This is a genomic window from Sporofaciens sp. St.21A7 (genome assembly GCF_059728535.1).
The window spans coordinates 2,766,053-2,783,744 of record NZ_BAAGFN010000001.1 but is presented as its reverse complement, the minus strand read 5'-3'; the positions used below and the strand labels follow the sequence as shown (position 1 = coordinate 2,783,744).

Here is a 17,692-nt window from a genome sequence, read left to right as displayed (position 1 = left end):
GCAGTTCGGGGCTGCTGGCGAAAGTGTGACCTGTGTGACTTTTTGTATGGGTAGGTTTTTGGTGTGAAGAATGGGGTAGATACTGGAGGGGATTGTATGGAAGAGACTAGGAAGAGGCTCGAGGAGTTCTTTGATGAGATGCTTAGGAATATGAAGTATTTTAAGAAGAAGTCTTATGAGCAGATTTTTAAGGATACTTATGAGAAGTACCGGGAGTTGGTGATGGGGCTGCCGGGCTTGTGTGAAGGAGAAGAGGGAGATGGGGCGGTTGAGGAACTGGCTTCGGTGATTCCGCTGTATGCCAGGAGGAAGTTCCTCGACGTGCCGAAAAGGAAGAAGGAGCCGGCGGGGATTGATTATAATATGGCGATGGCGGTGTATGTGGTGCCGATGCTGGTGTATCAGCATGACCCTGTGAACGAGCGGATTGCCGAACGGATGGTAGAGATCTGGAATGAGGCGCAGGTGACGGGGCTTAGATTGCAGAAGTCGGATTATGAGCAGATTGCCGGAGGATTCCGGAAGGGGATGTGTTTTATTACGACGGCTGTGTGCGAATGCCAGGGGAAGCCGGATGACTGTCAGGAGCTTACCGTGCTCAGGGAATACCGGGACGGATATCTGCTGGGGACAGACGAGGGGCGTGCTATGGTGGAGGAATACTATGAGATTGCGCCGGTCCTGGTGCTTTCCATTGGGATGCAGCGGGAGCCTGAGAAGATCTATGAAGAGATTTATCGGGATTATCTGCGTCCGTGTGTGGAATATGCCAAGAATGCGGAAAATGAAAAGTGTAGGGAGTTGTATGCGGATATGGTGGGCAGCCTGAGGGAGAGGTTTGCGCCGTCGCATTTGAACTAGAAGGATAAAGGAGAGATAGGGCATTATGAGTGATTATAAGACAGAAACCAAATGTATCCAGTCGGGATATACGCCGGGGAACGGGGAACCGAGGGTGGTGCCCATTTGCCAGAGCACGACTTTTAAATATGGCTCTAGCGAGCAGATGGGGCGTCTGTTTGATTTGGAAGAATCGGGGTATTTCTATACGCGGCTCCAGAATCCTACCAATGACGCTGTGGCGGCGAAGATTTGCGATTTGGAGGGCGGCGTGGCGGCAATGCTGACTTCTTCCGGGCAGGCGGCGAATTTTTATGCGGTGATGAATATTGCGGAAAAGGGCGACCATGTGGTCTGTGCGTCTGCCGTTTATGGGGGTACTTATAACCTGTACGCCCATACAATCCGGAAGATGGGCGTGGAGGCGACGTTTGTAGACCCGGACTGTACGGAGGAGGAGCTTCACGGGGCTTTCCGGGAGAATACCAAGGCTGTGTTCGGGGAGAGTATTGCCAATCCGGCGCTGGTGGTACTGGATTTTGAGAAGTTCGCAAAGGCGGCGCACGCCCATGGCGTTCCGTTCATTGTGGACAATACGTTTGCTACGCCTGTGAATTGCCGGCCATTTGAGTGGGGGGCGGATATTGTGACCCATTCTACGACGAAATACATGGACGGCCATGCAACTTGTGTAGGGGGCGCGATTGTGGACAGCGGTAATTTTGACTGGGAGGCTTATAAAGAGAAGTTCCCGGGGCTTACGACGCCGGATGAGACGTACCATGGGATTGTGTATACGGAGCGGTTCGGGAAAGGTGCTTATATTACCAAGGCGACGGCTCAGCTTATGCGGGATTTGGGGTCTATCCAGTCTCCCCAGAATGCATTTTTGCTAAATATGGGGCTTGAGACGCTGCATCTGCGCATGGAACGGCACTGTGAAAATGCAAAGAGGGCGGCGGAATTTTTGAAGAAGCATGAGAAGGTAGCTTGGGTGAACTGTCCGTCGCTGCCGGGGGATCAGTATTATGAGCTTGCGATGAAGTATATGCCGAAAGGGACCTGCGGGGTGATTACCTTTGGGCTGAAAGGCGGAAGAGAAGCGGCTGTCCGGATGATGGACAGCTTGAAGATGATTGCCATCGTGACCCATGTTGCGGATGCGAGAAGCTGTGTACTCCATCCTGCAAGCCATACCCACAGACAGATGAATGATGAGGAGTTAATGGAGGCGGGGGTACAGCCGGATTTGATCCGATTCAGTGTGGGGATAGAGCACATTGATGATATCATAGCGGATATTACACAGGCATTGGAACAAGTATAGGGCATCCCGTGATGCATGCCCCTGACGGGGCGGGTGGACTCCGTCCATTAAGGTATAAAATATGTAAAACACTTCCATACTAATGAAAGAGAGTAAATATATGTATGGAGGTGTTTTTTTATGTCAGACGGTATACGTGAGGAGCAGAAGAGGGAAGAAATCAAGGAAATGGGAAGCGTGGATTTGGAAGGAAGCAGGAACCGGCATAAAATCAAACTGCTGACTGTGATTGGGGAGATTGAGGGGCATGAGGCCGTCTCCGGCAATGCGAAGGCGACCAAGTACGAGCATCTGCTCCCGCTGCTGGCCGAGGTGGAGGACAGCGATGAGATTGAAGGGCTTCTGATTCTTTTGAATACTCTGGGAGGAGACGTGGAGGCAGGGCTTTCCATCGCGGAGATGATTGCTTCTTTAAGCAAGCCTACGGTTTCTCTGGTGCTTGGCGGCAGCCATTCCATCGGCGGGCCTTTGGCCGTCTCTGCAAAATATTCTTTTATCGTGCCCAGCGGGACGATGATTATCCATCCGGTACGTTCAAACGGGATGTTCATCGGCATAACCCAGAGCCTGCGCAACATGATTAAGACCCAGGACCGCATCACCCGGTTTCTTGCCGACCATTCCCATATGACCCAGAAACGGATTGAAGAGCTGATGCTGAACCAGAGGGAGCTGGTGAAGGATGTGGGGACGCTTCTGGAGGGCAAAGACGCGGTACGGGAAGGATTGATTGATGAAGTGGGCGGAATGAGCGACGCATTGAATAAATTGCACGAAATGATTGACGAGTACCGCGAGAAAAAGTGTGAAAATAGGTAATGACAGTCCTTTTCAAAAATGATATACTATTATTGCATTATTTTGCCAGAATAAGGGGGAGAGTATGATGGCAGCTAAAGCAAAAAAACAGGGGAGTAAAAAAACGGCGAAAAAGAAGAACACAGAGACCAGTTTTGTAGGGACGGAGATTACCATATGGATGACCCTTGCCGTGAGTATCCTTCTGATGATCAGTAATTTTGGCTTCGGCGGCTTTGTCGGAGAGATGCTGGCTGGGATGATGGAAGATATTTTCGGGTGGGCGGCGTATGTCCTGCCGTTCGTGCTGTTCGGTTCTGTGACATTTATCATATCGAATCGGGAGAATCCCAATGCTTATGTGAAGGTGGGGGCAGTCTTGTGCCTTTTGGCTCTCGTCTGCACATTTCTTGAGCTGGTGGACAAAAAGGGCGGGCTTCTCGGCGAATTGCTGGCGGGTATCCTGACGCCGGCAATCGGGGTCGCCGGCGCCTATGTGGTGGATATTATCCTGATGATTATCTGTCTGGTAATCATCACGGGAAGGTCTGCGCTCAAGGGTGTCAAGAACCATAGCGGGAAGGTGTATGACAGAGCGAAGCAGGATGCCGTGCGCAGACGTGAGCTTGCCAAAGAACGGCGGATGATGAGTGAAAGCGAGCCGAAAGAAACGAAGACGGCGGCGAAAAAGTCCCGCAAGAGAAGCGACCGGCATGTGGAAGGAGTTTCCTTTAATACAGAGATTGCCAAGGATGTCCCGAATGTGCAGGAGTCCAAAGCAGGACAGACGGATTTCGGGCATGCAGGAATAAAGGGGAATGAGGCGAAGAAAAAGGACGAGCCGGAGAAGGCAATGGAATTTGTCATCAACCGGGGAGGCGACGGATATCCGGAAGAAGCAATGGAAGACGGCAATGATATGGCCTCGACGGAGCAGGAAGACAGCGAGGTGTCTGTAGACGTCGGCGCACCTAAGATGCGGGCAGCAAAGCCGGCAAATGAAGAGATAAATACGACTTCGGCGAAAAGCCGGAAGAAGGACGCGAAGGCAATGGATGCCGCAGATGAGACGGCGGCAGTGGCGTCTGCCATTGCTTCCGAAAATCAGAAACCTAAAAAGGCATACCGTATGCCGCCTGTTTCCCTGCTGAAAAAAGGCGTCAGGCAGAAGGGAGAATCGGATGCCAGCCTTCGGGAGACGGCGATGAAGCTGCAGCAGATATTGGAGAATTTTGGGGTCAAGGTCACTGTGACCAACGTAAGCTGCGGCCCGTCCGTCACCCGGTATGAGCTGCAGCCGGAGATGGGAGTGAAGGTCAGCAAGATTGTCGGGCTTTCGGATGATATCAAGCTGAACCTTGCCGCCGCGGATATCCGTATCGAGGCGCCGATTCCCGGAAAGGCTGCGGTTGGTATCGAAGTTCCCAACAAGGAGAATTCTCCGGTCATGTTTCGGGATCTTCTGGAGTCACCGGAATTCAAGAACAGCAGCTCGAAGATTTCATTTGCCGTGGGAAAGGATATCGGCGGAAAGGCTGTGGTATCGGATATCGGGAAGATGCCCCATGTTTTGATTGCCGGCCAGACGGGTTCCGGTAAATCTGTCTGTATCAATACATTGATTATGAGTATCCTATATAAGGCGATGCCGGATGAGGTGAAACTGATCATGATTGATCCTAAGGTGGTGGAGTTAAGCGTCTATAACGGGATTCCCCACCTGATGATACCGGTGGTGACAGACCCGAAAAAGGCTGCGGGGGCGCTGAATTGGGCGGTTGCCGAGATGGACAGGCGTTACCGGGTATTTGCAGAGTACGGTGTCCGGGATATGAAGGGATACAATGAAAAGATTGTGTCCATGCCTTCTGTGGATGGGACGGTTCAGGAACCGCTGCCCCAGATTATCGTAATCGTAGACGAGCTGGCGGATTTGATGATGACTGCCCCGGGAGAGGTGGAAGGAGCCATCTGCCGTCTGGCGCAGCTCGCGAGAGCGGCGGGAATCCATCTGGTCATTGCGACCCAGCGTCCGTCGGTCAATGTCATTACAGGGCTTATCAAGGCAAATATGCCTTCCAGGATTGCATTTTCTGTGTCACAGGGGGTAGATTCCAGGACCATTATCGATATGAACGGGGCGGAGCGGCTTCTGGGAAAGGGAGATATGCTGTTCTATCCGGCGGGTTATCTAAAGCCTGCCAGAGTGCAGGGGGCGTTTGTCTCAGACAAAGAGGTCCAGGACGTGGTAGAGTTCTTGAAGGAGCATAGTGAAGAGGTTACATACGATGAAGAAGTGGTGAACCATGTGAACACCAACCAAGGCGGCAGTATGCCGGCCGGGGGAGCCCCGCCGGAGGAGGAGGCACATGACGCCTATTTCGTAGAGGCGGGGCGGCTTATCATCGATAAGGATAAAGCATCCATTGGGATGTTACAGAGGGCATTTAAGATTGGCTTTAACCGGGCGGCGAGGATTATGGACCAGCTTGCCGAGGCAGGGGTCGTTGGACCGGAGGAAGGGACGAAACCAAGGAAGGTCCTGATGGCTTTGGAAGAGTTCGACCAGTTCATTTCCAGTAATGAAGCATGATAACATATCACAAACAGAAGAAAGGATGGGGAATGCGATGAAAACAGATATCCAGATTGCACAGGAGGCACAGATGTTCCACATTAGGGATGTGGCGAAAGCCGTAGGAATCGGCGAGGAGGAGCTTGAGTTCTATGGGAAGTATAAAGCGAAGCTCTCGGATGAGGTATGGGAGAGGATTAAGGACAGGCCGGACGGAAAGCTGGTTTTAGTGACGGCAATCAATCCCACTCCGGCAGGGGAAGGGAAGACGACGACGACTGTAGGATTGGGGCAGGCTTTGGCAAAGCTTGATAAGAAGGCAATCATTGCTCTTAGGGAACCTTCTCTTGGACCATGTTTCGGAATCAAGGGAGGAGCAGCAGGAGGCGGATATGCCCAGGTAGTGCCGATGGAAGACCTGAACCTTCATTTTACCGGGGATTTCCATGCGATTACTTCCGCAAATAATCTTCTGGCCGCGATGCTGGACAACCATATCCAGCAAGGGAACGCGCTCCAAATCGATCCGAGGCAGGTAGTCTGGAAACGCTGTCTGGATATGAACGACCGGAATTTGCGGAATATTGTCGTAGGTCTTGGAAACAAGATGGACGGCATGGTCAGGGAAGACCATTTCGTAATTACGGTGGCTTCGGAAATCATGGCAATCCTCTGTCTTGCGGAAGACATACAGGATCTGAAAAAACGTCTTGGGAAGATTATTGTGGCATATAATTTTAACGGCGACCCTGTGACGGCAGAGGAGCTAAAGGCCACAGGCGCCATGACTGCTCTTTTGAAAGATGCAATCAAGCCGAACCTGATTCAGACATTGGAGCATACGCCTGCTTTGGTCCATGGAGGGCCTTTTGCGAATATCGCCCATGGATGCAACAGTGTAAGGGCTACAAGGATGGCGCTGAAACTAAGCGATATTACCGTGACAGAGGCGGGCTTCGGCGCAGACCTTGGGGCAGAGAAGTTCTTGGATATCAAGTGCCGCAAGGCTGGCTTTCGTCCGGACGCGGTGGTACTGGTGGCGACGGTCCGCGCTTTGAAGTACAACGGCGGCGTTGCGAAGGAAGACTTGGGGAAGGAGAATCTGGATGCCCTCCAAAGGGGAATCGTGAATCTGGAAAAGCACATCGAGAATATCAAGAAATATGACGTCCCGGTAGTTGTGACGCTGAATTCCTTCGTGACGGATACGGATGCGGAGAATGAATTTATCCGTAAGTTCTGTGAGGAGAAGGGGTGTGAGTTTGCACTTTCTGAGGTATGGGAGAAGGGCGGCGAGGGTGGAATTGCCTTGGCGCAGAAGGTACTTGATACTCTGGAGCAGAAGGAGAGCCATTTCCATGTGCTGTATCCGGACGAGATGTCCCTTGAGGATAAGATTGAAACCATTGCGAAGGAGATTTACGGCGCGAGAGGGGTGGTCTACGAGCCGGCGGCGAAGAGGCAGCTTGGGAAGATTACGTCTATGGGCTTCGGAAATCTTCCGGTCTGCATGGCAAAGAACCAGTACTCACTGTCTGACGATGCGAAAAAGCTGGGACGCCCTACGGATTTTGACATTCATATTAGAGAAGTCTATGTCAGCGCCGGAGCAGGATTTGTGGTTGCGCTTACGGGAGCGATTATGACAATGCCGGGCCTGCCTAAGGTTCCGGCAGCGAACGGGATTGATGTATCAGACGATGGGAAGATCACCGGATTGTTCTAAGAAAAACCTGCCGGAATCTGTTTTGGTAACGGCAGTAAGTAGGGGGGTCTCTTGAGATGAAATGCGAGTATTGCGGATATGAGATACCGGAAGGGATGTTATACTGTGAATCGTGCGGCAGGGAAGTACGCATTGTTCCGGATTACAATCCTTTGGATGACATGCTTACTGAGCAGATAAGGGGTGCCATTAATGGCGAAGATGGTTATGAGGATTATCTTGACTATGGTCCTATAGGAGATAGGGAGGCAAGAGGAGCCGGAAGGAATACGGGACGGGGGACGAACCGTGATATGGGAGGCGGTGTGAGCCGCAGCACCGGCCGGAATGCAGGTGGAGCCGGCCGGATGACAGCCCGTGACATGGGGGCCGGCCGTAGTACGGTCCGTGACGTAGGAGGAGCCAGAAGTACCGTCAGAGATGTAGGTGGAGCCGGCCGGGGGGTTAGCCAGGACATGCGAAATGGAGCCGGCCGGAGCACAGCCCGTGACATGGGGGTCGGCCGCAGTACCAGCCGTGACATGGGCAGGGCGGGGCGGAGCACCAGCCGGGATGTGAGGGGCGGTGTAAGTCGTAACACCAGTTCCCGCCGGGTCAATGGGACGGAGAATATGTCAGAGCGCGACCGCAAGCGCAGGCAGGCGGAGCGTAAAAAGGCAAAGAAGCGCAAAAGAATGGGATGTCTGTTCGTGATTTTCCTTATGATTGCGGCGGTTGCCGGAGGCGTATTTTATCTGTATCGGAATTCCTATCAGGGAATCATAAGCAGGGGGAATCAGGCGTTAAAAGCCGGGGAACTGAATCAGGCAATCGCTTATTTTGAGCGTGGGATAAAAAAAGACGAGACGAAAAAGGACGCCTATATCGGGTTGGCGAAGGTCTACATTGCGAAAAAGGATTTGGACTGGGCGGAATCCATTTTTTTGGAGGCTGTGAAAAAGCAGCCGAAAAATGCGGATATTTATCAGGCTTATGTGGAATTCTATATGGATACGGATCAGAAGGAGAAGATTCCTCTGCTCCTTGAGGATGTGGATGGAGACGTGGCGGAACGTCTGGCAGGCTATATTGTCGCCGATCCCGGGTTTAGCCTGGATGACAGTGAGGTTTACGAGGACGTACAGGAATTGTCTTTGACGACGGAGGAGGGGTATACGATTTATTATACCGACGACGGGTCAGAGGCGACTATCCGGAGTAAGAAGTATACGGAGCCAATTCAGCTTGGGGAAGGCGTGAGCGAGATTTCTGCGCTTGCGGTTGACGAGAAAGGAGTTCCGGGCCTTCCGGTCAAGAAGTCATATACGGTGGAGCTTCCAATCGTGGACGCCCCGGCGGTGTCGCCGTCTACCGGGCAGTATAGTTCGGCGGTGCAGATTGAGATTAAGGTGCCGGAAGGGTATGAGGCTTATTATACGACCAACGGGGAAGATCCTTCTACTGCGTCCAGTAAGTATATGGGACCGATTGATATGCCGGAGGGCGAGACGCTGTTCAAGGCGATTCTTGTAAACAGTAAAGGACGTGCCAGCGGGATCACGACGAGAAATTATGTGCTGGAGACAGAGTAGGCTGTGGGTTAACTGGGAAGAATGCTTTTGGTATGCCGATACAGGCGTGTATCCTGCGCAGTCGGCAGATAGGCAGACGCCGTTTGGCATATCAGAGTGTTTATAGATTAGAAAGGAGAAAATGAAGTATGAAGTATGTATGTGATGTGTGTGGATGGGAGTACGATGAGGAAGTTGGATATCCGGAGGGAGATATCGAGCCGGGAACAAAGTGGGAGGATGTGCCGGAGGATTTTGTTTGCCCGCTGTGTATGGTAGGGAAAGATCAGTTTTCCGAGGCATAGGTTCCGAGTAGATATTTTCCGGGTAAAAAGCAAGGTATGGGAGGCGCGGCTTTCCATACCTTGCTTTTTCTGTCTATTTACGGTAATATTTCATATATGTTTTGGCTAGTGTACTGTCTGTATTGTCATATTTCTTGTATGTGTTTATTACAATGATAGAAATAGAGAAAATGATGAGGAGTCAGTGTATGAAATCTATTGTGGCAATGCTGCTTGGAGCTTTGCTGTGCGTTCAGCCTGTATCGGCAATGCAGGTGAAGGAGCCGGTTCTGTATACCCAAAGGGCATCCCATGATGCAAGTCTCTTAGGGACGGGCGGACTTGGTCCGATAATGAATACCCAAAGGGCGGGTGAAGGTACGGAAAAGAAGGAAAGTGTGCAGGAGGAGACGGAGGTACAGGAAGGGACGGAAGCACAAGGAGGGACGGAAGCACAGGGAGAGACGGATGAAGCGCAGGAAGATGAAAAAGAAGGGGCTGCGGCGCAAGGGGAGATCAGTGTACAGGAAACGGAGGAAGCACAGGAAGATGCGGGTGGTTCTGAAAGCTCTGGGACATCGGGACAGGTGGAGGTCAGCGCGCCTTCTGCGGTCCTGATGGAGTCTTCTACAGGGCAGGTGATTTTTGAGAAGGATGCGGATACGCAGCGCCCTCCGGCGAGCGTGACCAAGGTCATGACGCTTTTGTTGATTTTTGATGCGCTGGCGGATGGGAAGATTAAGCTGGAGGATTCTGTGACGACTTCGGAGTATGCGGCGTCCATGGGTGGGTCGCAGGTGTTTTTAGAGCCGGGGGAGGTGCAGACGGTGGATACGCTGATTAAGTGCATTTCCGTGGCAAGCGCTAATGACGCATGTGTGGCAATGGCAGAACATATCTGCGGCAATGAAGAGGAATTCGTGGCACAGATGAATAAAAGGGCCGAAGGCCTTGGAATGACGAACACGCATTTTATCAACTGCAACGGACTGGATGCGGACGGACACCTGACAACGGCGCGGGATATTGCGCTGATGTCAAGGGAGCTGATTACGGCATACCCCCAGATTCATGATTACTGCACCATTTGGATGGAGAATATAACTCACACGACGAAAAAGGGCTCCTCCGAATTCGGCCTGACGAACACGAATAAACTGATTCGGCAGTATGAATTTGCCACCGGGCTAAAAACCGGCTCTACCAGCAAGGCAAAGTTCTGTGTGTCGGCTACTGCAAAGAAGGATGATACGGAACTGATTGCCGTTATCATGGCGGCAGACGACAGTAAGGCGCGTGTGAGAGACGCCATTGCCCTGTGCAATTACGGATTTGGAAAATGCAACAAATATCAGGAGGACGGAACGGAACCTGTCAAGCCCGTGAAAATTGCAAGAGGTGTGAAAGGGACGGTTAAGGCGGCGCAGGAAGAGCCGTTTACATATATCGACACAACGGGGGCGGATTTGAAAGGGATGGAGCGGAAGGTCACGGCCAGCAAGAAATTACAGGCGCCAATCAAAAAAGGCGATAAAGTAGGTGTGGCGAAATATTATCTGAACGGCACAGAGGTAGGGAGCAGAGATATTGTTGCATCTGAGAGCGTGGATGCAGTCAGTTACCAGAGCGCGCTTGTAGATACGATTGAGGAATGGCTGCTGTGAGATGGATGGGGCATGCAGGAGAAGCAGATGGATGTCCCAAATAGCAAAGGGGCTGCTGCAAAATGCAAAAATTATGCAGCAGCCTCTTTTGGCGCTTGAGCCAATTATTTCCATCAATTTTTCTGGGAGTCTTTTAAATCACTATATTCCGGCTCCCCATTTTCAATGTCAATGACCCTGACTTCTTTTGCAGATTCGATGATAATTGGCGAGGAAGTCGTCGCGATAAACTGTACGTTCGGAAATACCGCCCGGAGCGCGTCGATTACGTTCACCTGCCATTTTGGATCTAAATGCATATCCAGTTCATCAATCAGTACAATACCTTTTGATTTTGTCAGCTCTTCCTTTTTGTGGGGATTCAGAAGAGCCATCCGGCATGCAATGTCTAAGACCATCCAAATTAGGGACTGGAATCCCGCGCTTAGATGCCCAAGCGGCAGGATGTTATTTCCGTTCTGGCACATAAATTCTTCAGCCTTCTTATCCAAAAAGAACCGATAGGGCTTTCCGCCGTCCATCCGGCAGGCAAAATCGGCTGCTGCATTCATGACCGTTTCATATTCTGTCGTCTTTTCCATCTTTGAACACCAGTTATACAAAAACCTCAGGTTCGTAGAATCCGACAGGGCATCCAGATAACCTACGGTTCGCTCATATTTTTTCCGGAAAATATTTTCTGTCTTTTCAAATCTCTGGGAACACGCCCTTCCCACGCCATGATAACTTAATACAGGCAGGTCTGACTCGGCCTTTTTCCCAAGACGCCGAAGGAGAGCAGAAGTTTCTTTCGGCTGAATCGAGGTTTTCGAGGCATGGATGCTGGTCCGGCTCATAATCCAGCGGACGGGGATATTTACGCCCTCGATTGCTGCGACCAGAGTGACTTCCACCGGAACGGAATAATCGCATGTGAGGGAACCGTCGTCAGACAGAGTGTATGCTTTGCTGATTTCTTCTCTGGTAAAATGTTCTGTAAAACATCCTTCGATCCCGGACAGGATTCCGGAAAGGCCTGTAGTCAGGGCGTCAAGGATTGAGGTCTTCCCTTTTCCGTTCATTCCTTTTATCAGATGGAAGCCTGGTTCAAATTCCAGACGTATCTGTTCAATTCCCCTAAAATTCGTTATCTGCGCATTGATGAAATGCATGGTACACCTCCTGGATTTTTCTGGCAGAGACCGGTTCTAATTTTTGGCAAGTGTGAACTGCTCTACCAGTTGTTTTAAATTGGCTGCCTCGGCAGAAAGTTCCTGGCTGGCTGCTGCGCTTTGTTCAGCCGTAGAGCTATTGCTTTGTACGACTGAGGAAATCTGGTTAATTCCTTCGCTGACCTGAAGGACGGCCTCGGACTGTTCGTTTGATACGGCTGAAATCTGGTCAATCGAACCGACTATAGAATGAATATTCTGTACTGCATCCAATAAAGCGTTTGCCGTATCTTCTGCAATCTTCGTGCCTTCCTGTACCGCTTCTGTGGAATTGGTAATCAGCAATGCGGTGTTCTGGGAGGCTTCTGCGGACTTGCTGGCAAGATTACGGACTTCGTCTGCCACGACGGCAAAACCTTTGCCTGCTTCGCCTGCCCGCGCAGCCTCTACAGCCGCATTCAGCGCCAGAATATTGGTCTGGAATGCAATGTCTTCGATGGTCTTAATAATTTTGCCGATTTCTTCTGAACTGGAATGAATCTTTTCCATAGCATTCATTAGTTCCTGCATCTGCTGGTTGCAGACGGAAATGCCCTTGCCTGCATGGTGCGTCTGTTCACGTACTTCCCGCGCGCTGTCTGCGGTATCTTGGACCTGATCGGAAATCTCGCCGATCTGGGCGGCAAGTTCTTCTACAGAGCTTGCCTGTTCCACGGCGCCCTGGCTCAAGCTCTGAGAGCTTGAAGATACCTGTCCGCTGGCGCTTGATACCTGTTCGGCAGAAATATTGATCTGATCGAGGATTCCGCTTAATTCTATCTTTAGGTTGCGCATGGAGCCCAGAATATTCTGGAAATCGCCTACATAGGCGTCGCGTCGCCGGGAATGGATGTCCAGATTCCGATTCGCCATCTCCCCCAGAAGATAGCCGATATCATGGATAATGGCAGACAGCCCTTCCACCAGTTCGGCGGTAGACTGTGTCAGCATCCCAGTCTCATCCCTGCTGACAGCTTTGGGAACCGGAGTTTCCAAATCTCCCTCCACTAACAGGCGCATACGTTCTGCACAGGCATTCATGGGCCGGCTGATGCTGTTGGCAAGTTTCAGCGCGACGATGATGGAAAGCAGGATGGCTAGTACCATCATTGCCAGGTTTATTGCAATGTTGAAATAAGCAGAAGAAAGATAATCTGACTGCGGGGCAACGACTGCCACGCTCCATCCGTCTGTGCCATTTACCGGTGCATAAGCCGCAAACATGCCCTTCTTATCATTCTTATATTCTCCGAAACCACTTTTTCCCTCGCGCATGGCGGCATGGATTGAGGCCAATTCTTTCAGGGAAGAGTCATTTTTGGCTTCATTTTCAATATTCTGGACAGTGATGGTATCTAATGTAGTATCTGCAATCGTGTCGCCTGTGCGGTTAATCATATATGCACGGTTATGTTCGCTGACACGGATCGACGAAACGATGTCGTTTAGGAAGGTCTCTTGGGGAACGAAGTAAACGACGCCGGCAATCGCAGAGCCCTGGATTCCGTCTTCGTAGATAGGAGCCGCTACCATAATGGAAAGCTCTCCCGTTATCTTGCTGATCAGTGGTTCTGATACATAGACATTGCCTTGCATTGCCTGGATGACGTATTCGCGGTCAGAATAGTCATTCCCATCGAAGATGCTGATGCCGTCCGGCCCAACGATGTTCCCACGCTGGAAACCGTGCATGCTGACACGTTCGTTTATGATTGCTTGCTTTTCTTCCAATGAAACAGTTTCATCAAGAAGCTGCGGGACACAGCCAGTATCCATGGCAACGTTCTTGTAGGCGGTTAGTTCTTGTTCGATGCGTTCTGACGCAAGGACTGCGGTCTCGCCCATCATCTGCTCTACGGTTGCAATGGTACTGTTGAAGTTCAGGGTAATGCTGAACGCTCCTACAACAAGCTGTGTAGCCAGGACTGTCACCATAAGGCACAGAGTGATTTTAGTCCGAATGCTTTTCATGTTTCTCTACCTCCTGGTTTCTCATAAGTAAACTATATATGATAACGCTGTATATTTATTATATGAATTTGTACTCTGGTTTGTCAACTATAAACATGGATGAAACAGTATTGTGTAAATTTTATTCTCTTTCACCATTTTTTCACAGTTTCACAATAGATTCCCCAAACTTTCCAATTATAATGACCAAAGTAAACTTTCAGCAAGGGAGAGGAAATATGAGCGATCAGAATGTATTTGAACGGGTAGAGAAGAAATACCGCATGAACCAGAAGCAGTACGATTTATTCCTTAGCGGCGCGGCAGGCAATCTCCATATGGATGAATACGGCCTGCACACCATTCGGAATATTTACTACGACACACCCAATTACGAATTGATCCGCCGTTCGATTGACAAGCCGAAATACAAGGAAAAATTCCGCCTGCGCGGTTATGGGGAAATTGAGGAAGACAGCCCCGTATTTCTGGAAATCAAGAAAAAATACTGCGGAGTGGTCTACAAACGCCGGACGCAGCTTGCCTTAATGAAAGCGCGTACATATCTGGAATCCGGGTTCATTGCGGAGAAGAAAAGCCAGATAATGAATGAAATCGATTATTTTATCCGATTTTACCATCCCAAACCGAGAGTCTACCTTGCCTACGACCGGGAGGCTTTTGTGGGAAATGAGGATGAAAACCTGCGGATTACGGTTGACCGCAATATCCGAAGCCGCAGCCACCGGCTGGAACTGACCTACGACGGGGAATGCATGCTGCTGAATCCGGGAGAGTACCTGATGGAAATCAAGGTAAATGGGGCGTACCCCCTATGGCTTGCAGACCTTTTAGGAAAGCTGGAAATCTACCCCACATCCTTTTCAAAGTACGGGGCGGTATACGCACAGGCGATGCAGAATCAAGCAGAAATGGAGGAAAAACAGATATGTTTGCAAGTGTATTAAATAATATGGAAGGCAGCCTGACTATCCAGAATGCGCTGCTGTGTACTCTGGTGTCCCTGGCATTGGGGTTTGTAATCGCATTTGTCTATGGGATGAAAGGGGCGTGCAGTAAGAATTTCATGATGACCTTGGTGTTGCTTCCTGTGTTGGTACAGATGGTCATTATGCTGGTAAATGGAAACCTTGGGACCAGCGTCGCCGTACTGGGCGCGTTCAGCCTGGTCCGTTTCCGCTCAGTCCCTGGAACGTCAAAAGAGATGGCTGTCATCTTCTTTGCTATGGCGGTAGGGCTGGCGACAGGTACAGGATTCCTAAGTTTTGCAGCCGTCATGACGCTTATGGTGGGAATCATATTCCTGGTGATGGAGAAGTCTTGTTTCGGGGAATGGAAGCAGGAGCGGAAGGATCTGCGGATCACCATTGCGGAGCATCTGGATTATACGGAGATTTTCGATGATATTTTCCAGAAATATACCAGCAAATGCTGCCTGCAAAAGGTAAAGACTACGAACCTGGGCAGCATGTATGAGTTAGATTACCATATTACGTTGAAAGACATCAGGCAGGAAAAGGAAATGCTGGATGCTATCCGCTGCAGGAACGGGAATCTGACCGTAATCTGCGGGAGGCGGGCAACCGTGCAGGATGAATTGTAATAATAGGATAGGAGCATGGCAGATGAAGGGAAAAAATAAGAAGGTTCCGGCAATGTTATTGAGCATTATGCTCATTTGTACGATGTCGGGATGCAGGCAGGAAGGAAACGGGAAAGAAGCAGAAGAAGCGGCGGATCTCTCCCGGCATGCGGCGGCCAGTACGGTGACGCTGACGGAGGGAAAATATAGTGAGGAAAAGCTTTGCGATACTTGGGATGAGAAGACGGCAGTCCATTTTATATTTGAGAATGACAGGATTTCGGCAGGGGAGAATGCCGGCGCAGATGCGGATTCGGACTCCCTGGAAGACAAAGCGGAAATAAGGGGGAATACCGTTGTCATCCGTGAAGAAGGAGACTATGTGTTTTCAGGAACGCTGGCAGACGGGCAGATTATCGTAGATGCGGATAAAGAAGAGACGGTCAGGCTGGTCTTTCAGGGTGTAGAGATTACTTGCAGTGATTCGGCGCCTGTTTACAGCAAGGGCGGCAACGTAGTGATTACGTTGGCGGAAGGCACGGAGAATACGGTCGAGGACGGCAGCGCTTATACCTTTGATGAAGAGGGAGAGGATGAGCCGGGAGCGGCAATCTTTGCCAAGGACGACCTTACATTCAATGGGAACGGCAGGCTTAAAGTGATTGGAAATTATAATCATGGAATCCAATGTAAAGATGATTTGAAATTCGTTGCCGGAACTTATATCATTTCTTCGGCAAATGACGGAATTGTCGGAAAAGACAGCGTGTCCATCCGAAACGGTGATTTTACCATAGAAAGCGGAGACGACGGGATCAAGGCAACCAATATGGAAGACTCTGATAAGGGATATGTCCTGATTGAGAACGGAACCTTCCAGATTAATGCCGCTGGGGACGGGATTCAGGCGGAGACGCTTCTTAGGGTGAATAATGGAGTGTTCGAGGTCACTACGGGAGGCGGGAGCCAGAATGCAGAGACGTTTTACGGTGGACAGGAAGGTATGGAAGGAGAAATGCCGTTTGGCGGGGGGCGAGAAAAACCGTTTGGCGGGAAATCAGGAGACGGCAGAGGAATGCAAGAGGGGAGCCAGGAAAAGCCGGAGGGAGGAATGGAGCCGCCGGAAGGAGAATTTCCAGGAAACGGAAAAGAGAACGGCACGGCGGACAATTCGGACAGCACGGAAGAATCTGTGAGCACAAAAGGTTTCAAGTCTTATGTGGAATTAGTCATCCTGAACGGAGAATTCGACATTGATTCACAGGACGACGGAATCCACAGTGACCAGAATGTTACGGTTCAGGGCGGCAAGATAACGATTTCCACGGGAGACGACGGAATCCATGCCGACAAAACATTAACGGTGGACGGCGGCAGCCTTGAAATCCTGAAAAGCTATGAAGGCCTGGAAGGATTTGACATCGTAATCAATGACGGCGATATTAATATTATTTCTTCAGACGACGGAATCAATGCGGCCGGCGATGACAGCAGTTCCCAAGAATCCGACGCCCAAATAGGGCAAAAGGGAGTATCTTCCGATGCCAGTGATACCAGGGACAGCCGGATGGAGAAGCCGTTCATGGCTGACGAAGACCAGGGTGCATCCCTAACGGTGAACGGCGGTACAATCTGCGTCAATGCCGACGGCGACGGCCTGGATGCTAACGGAGATATTGCCATAAGCGGCGGTACGGTTACGGTACACGGGCCGGCAGGCGGAGGAAACGGGACTCTTGATTATGCGGCCTCCTGTAAGATTACCGGCGGAGAATTCATCGGAATCGGAAGTATCGGCATGGCGCAGGCTCCGAGCGATGATTCCACACAGGCATCCATTGTCCTGCGCACGGAAGAGACAGTAGAAGCAGGAACGGCCATTTCCCTGAAAGACAAAGATGGGAATGTGCTCGCAGAGACAGTGACCATGAAAAAGGCACAGTGGTTCGCCCTGGCTTCCCCGAAAATAAAGGAGGGGGAAACCTATCTATTCTGTGTAGGAACAGTTGAAAAGGAAGTAATTCCGACCCAGACAGTCACACAATTTACTTTTTAAAGTAGATTCCATCCCGGAAATCTTTTGAAAATCTTGCTGTCAGGAAACGAATGTGATACAATAATCCCATCCTGAATAAAGGAACCGAGTGTACCGGTTCCGAATACGAACAGCAGATTTGGAGGACAA

13 protein-coding genes are annotated in these 17,692 nt (G+C 50.6%); 11 read left to right on the top strand and 2 right to left on the bottom strand.

Annotated features, from left to right (window positions below):
- Positions 1-96 precede the first annotated feature (96 nt).
- The 8 genes from AC6I3O_RS13650 to AC6I3O_RS13615 all read left to right on the top strand — a co-directional run bounded on the left by AC6I3O_RS13650 (position 97) and on the right by AC6I3O_RS13615 (position 10,764).
- Positions 97-861 (top strand): CFI-box-CTERM domain-containing protein, encoded by a 765-nt coding sequence (locus tag AC6I3O_RS13650; protein ID WP_497851366.1) that lies wholly within the window; start codon positions 97-99, stop codon positions 859-861.
- A gap of 25 nt (positions 862-886) precedes the next feature.
- The gene (locus tag AC6I3O_RS13645; RefSeq protein ID WP_497851365.1) at positions 887-2,167 is read left to right on the top strand and encodes an O-acetylhomoserine aminocarboxypropyltransferase/cysteine synthase family protein; all 1,281 of its coding nucleotides are present in this window, start codon (positions 887-889) and stop codon (positions 2,165-2,167) included.
- 120 nt (positions 2,168-2,287) lie between these two features.
- A complete protein-coding gene (locus AC6I3O_RS13640; RefSeq protein WP_497851364.1) occupies positions 2,288-2,986 on the top strand; it encodes a ClpP family protease in 699 nt (232 codons plus the stop codon).
- Positions 2,987-3,053: 67 nt separating this feature from the next.
- Complete coding sequence (locus AC6I3O_RS13635) at positions 3,054-5,558, top strand: FtsK/SpoIIIE family DNA translocase (RefSeq protein WP_497853478.1); 2,505 nt, start codon at positions 3,054-3,056, stop codon at positions 5,556-5,558.
- 37 nt (positions 5,559-5,595) lie between these two features.
- Positions 5,596-7,266 carry a formate--tetrahydrofolate ligase gene (locus AC6I3O_RS13630; protein ID WP_497851363.1) on the top strand — a complete coding sequence of 557 codons (1,671 nt, stop codon included), beginning with the start codon at positions 5,596-5,598 and terminating at the stop codon, positions 7,264-7,266.
- Between the two features lie 56 nt (positions 7,267-7,322).
- Entirely contained in the window at positions 7,323-8,837 is a 1,515-nt protein-coding gene (locus tag AC6I3O_RS13625) for a chitobiase/beta-hexosaminidase C-terminal domain-containing protein (protein ID WP_497851362.1), read from the top strand.
- 128 nt (positions 8,838-8,965) lie between these two features.
- The gene (locus AC6I3O_RS13620; protein WP_497851361.1) at positions 8,966-9,121 is read left to right on the top strand and encodes a rubredoxin; all 156 of its coding nucleotides are present in this window, start codon (positions 8,966-8,968) and stop codon (positions 9,119-9,121) included.
- 188 nt (positions 9,122-9,309) lie between these two features.
- Positions 9,310-10,764 carry a D-alanyl-D-alanine carboxypeptidase family protein gene (locus AC6I3O_RS13615; RefSeq protein ID WP_497851360.1) on the top strand — a complete coding sequence of 485 codons (1,455 nt, stop codon included), beginning with the start codon at positions 9,310-9,312 and terminating at the stop codon, positions 10,762-10,764.
- 113 nt (positions 10,765-10,877) lie between these two features.
- Here the strand turns inward: AC6I3O_RS13615 and AC6I3O_RS13610 are convergent, their stop codons facing one another.
- Complete coding sequence (locus AC6I3O_RS13610) at positions 10,878-11,915, bottom strand: AAA family ATPase (RefSeq protein ID WP_497851359.1); 1,038 nt, start codon at positions 11,913-11,915, stop codon at positions 10,878-10,880.
- Positions 11,916-11,951: 36 nt separating this feature from the next.
- On the bottom strand, positions 11,952-13,925 hold the full coding sequence (locus AC6I3O_RS13605) for a methyl-accepting chemotaxis protein (RefSeq protein WP_497851358.1): 1,974 nt from the start codon (positions 13,923-13,925) through the stop codon (positions 11,952-11,954).
- Between the two features lie 218 nt (positions 13,926-14,143).
- On the opposite strand from AC6I3O_RS13605, the gene AC6I3O_RS13600 reads away from it, so the two are divergent.
- The 3 genes from AC6I3O_RS13600 to AC6I3O_RS13590 are packed head-to-tail and all read left to right on the top strand — an operon-like array spanning position 14,144 to position 17,563.
- Positions 14,144-14,872 (top strand): polyphosphate polymerase domain-containing protein, encoded by a 729-nt coding sequence (locus AC6I3O_RS13600; protein WP_497851357.1) that lies wholly within the window; start codon positions 14,144-14,146, stop codon positions 14,870-14,872.
- Entirely contained in the window at positions 14,854-15,528 is a 675-nt protein-coding gene (locus AC6I3O_RS13595; protein ID WP_497851356.1) for a DUF4956 domain-containing protein, read from the top strand. The genes AC6I3O_RS13600 and AC6I3O_RS13595 overlap by 19 nt, the downstream gene beginning before the upstream one ends.
- 22 nt (positions 15,529-15,550) lie before the next feature.
- Entirely contained in the window at positions 15,551-17,563 is a 2,013-nt protein-coding gene (locus tag AC6I3O_RS13590) for a carbohydrate-binding domain-containing protein (protein ID WP_497851355.1), read from the top strand.
- Positions 17,564-17,692 lie beyond the last annotated feature (129 nt).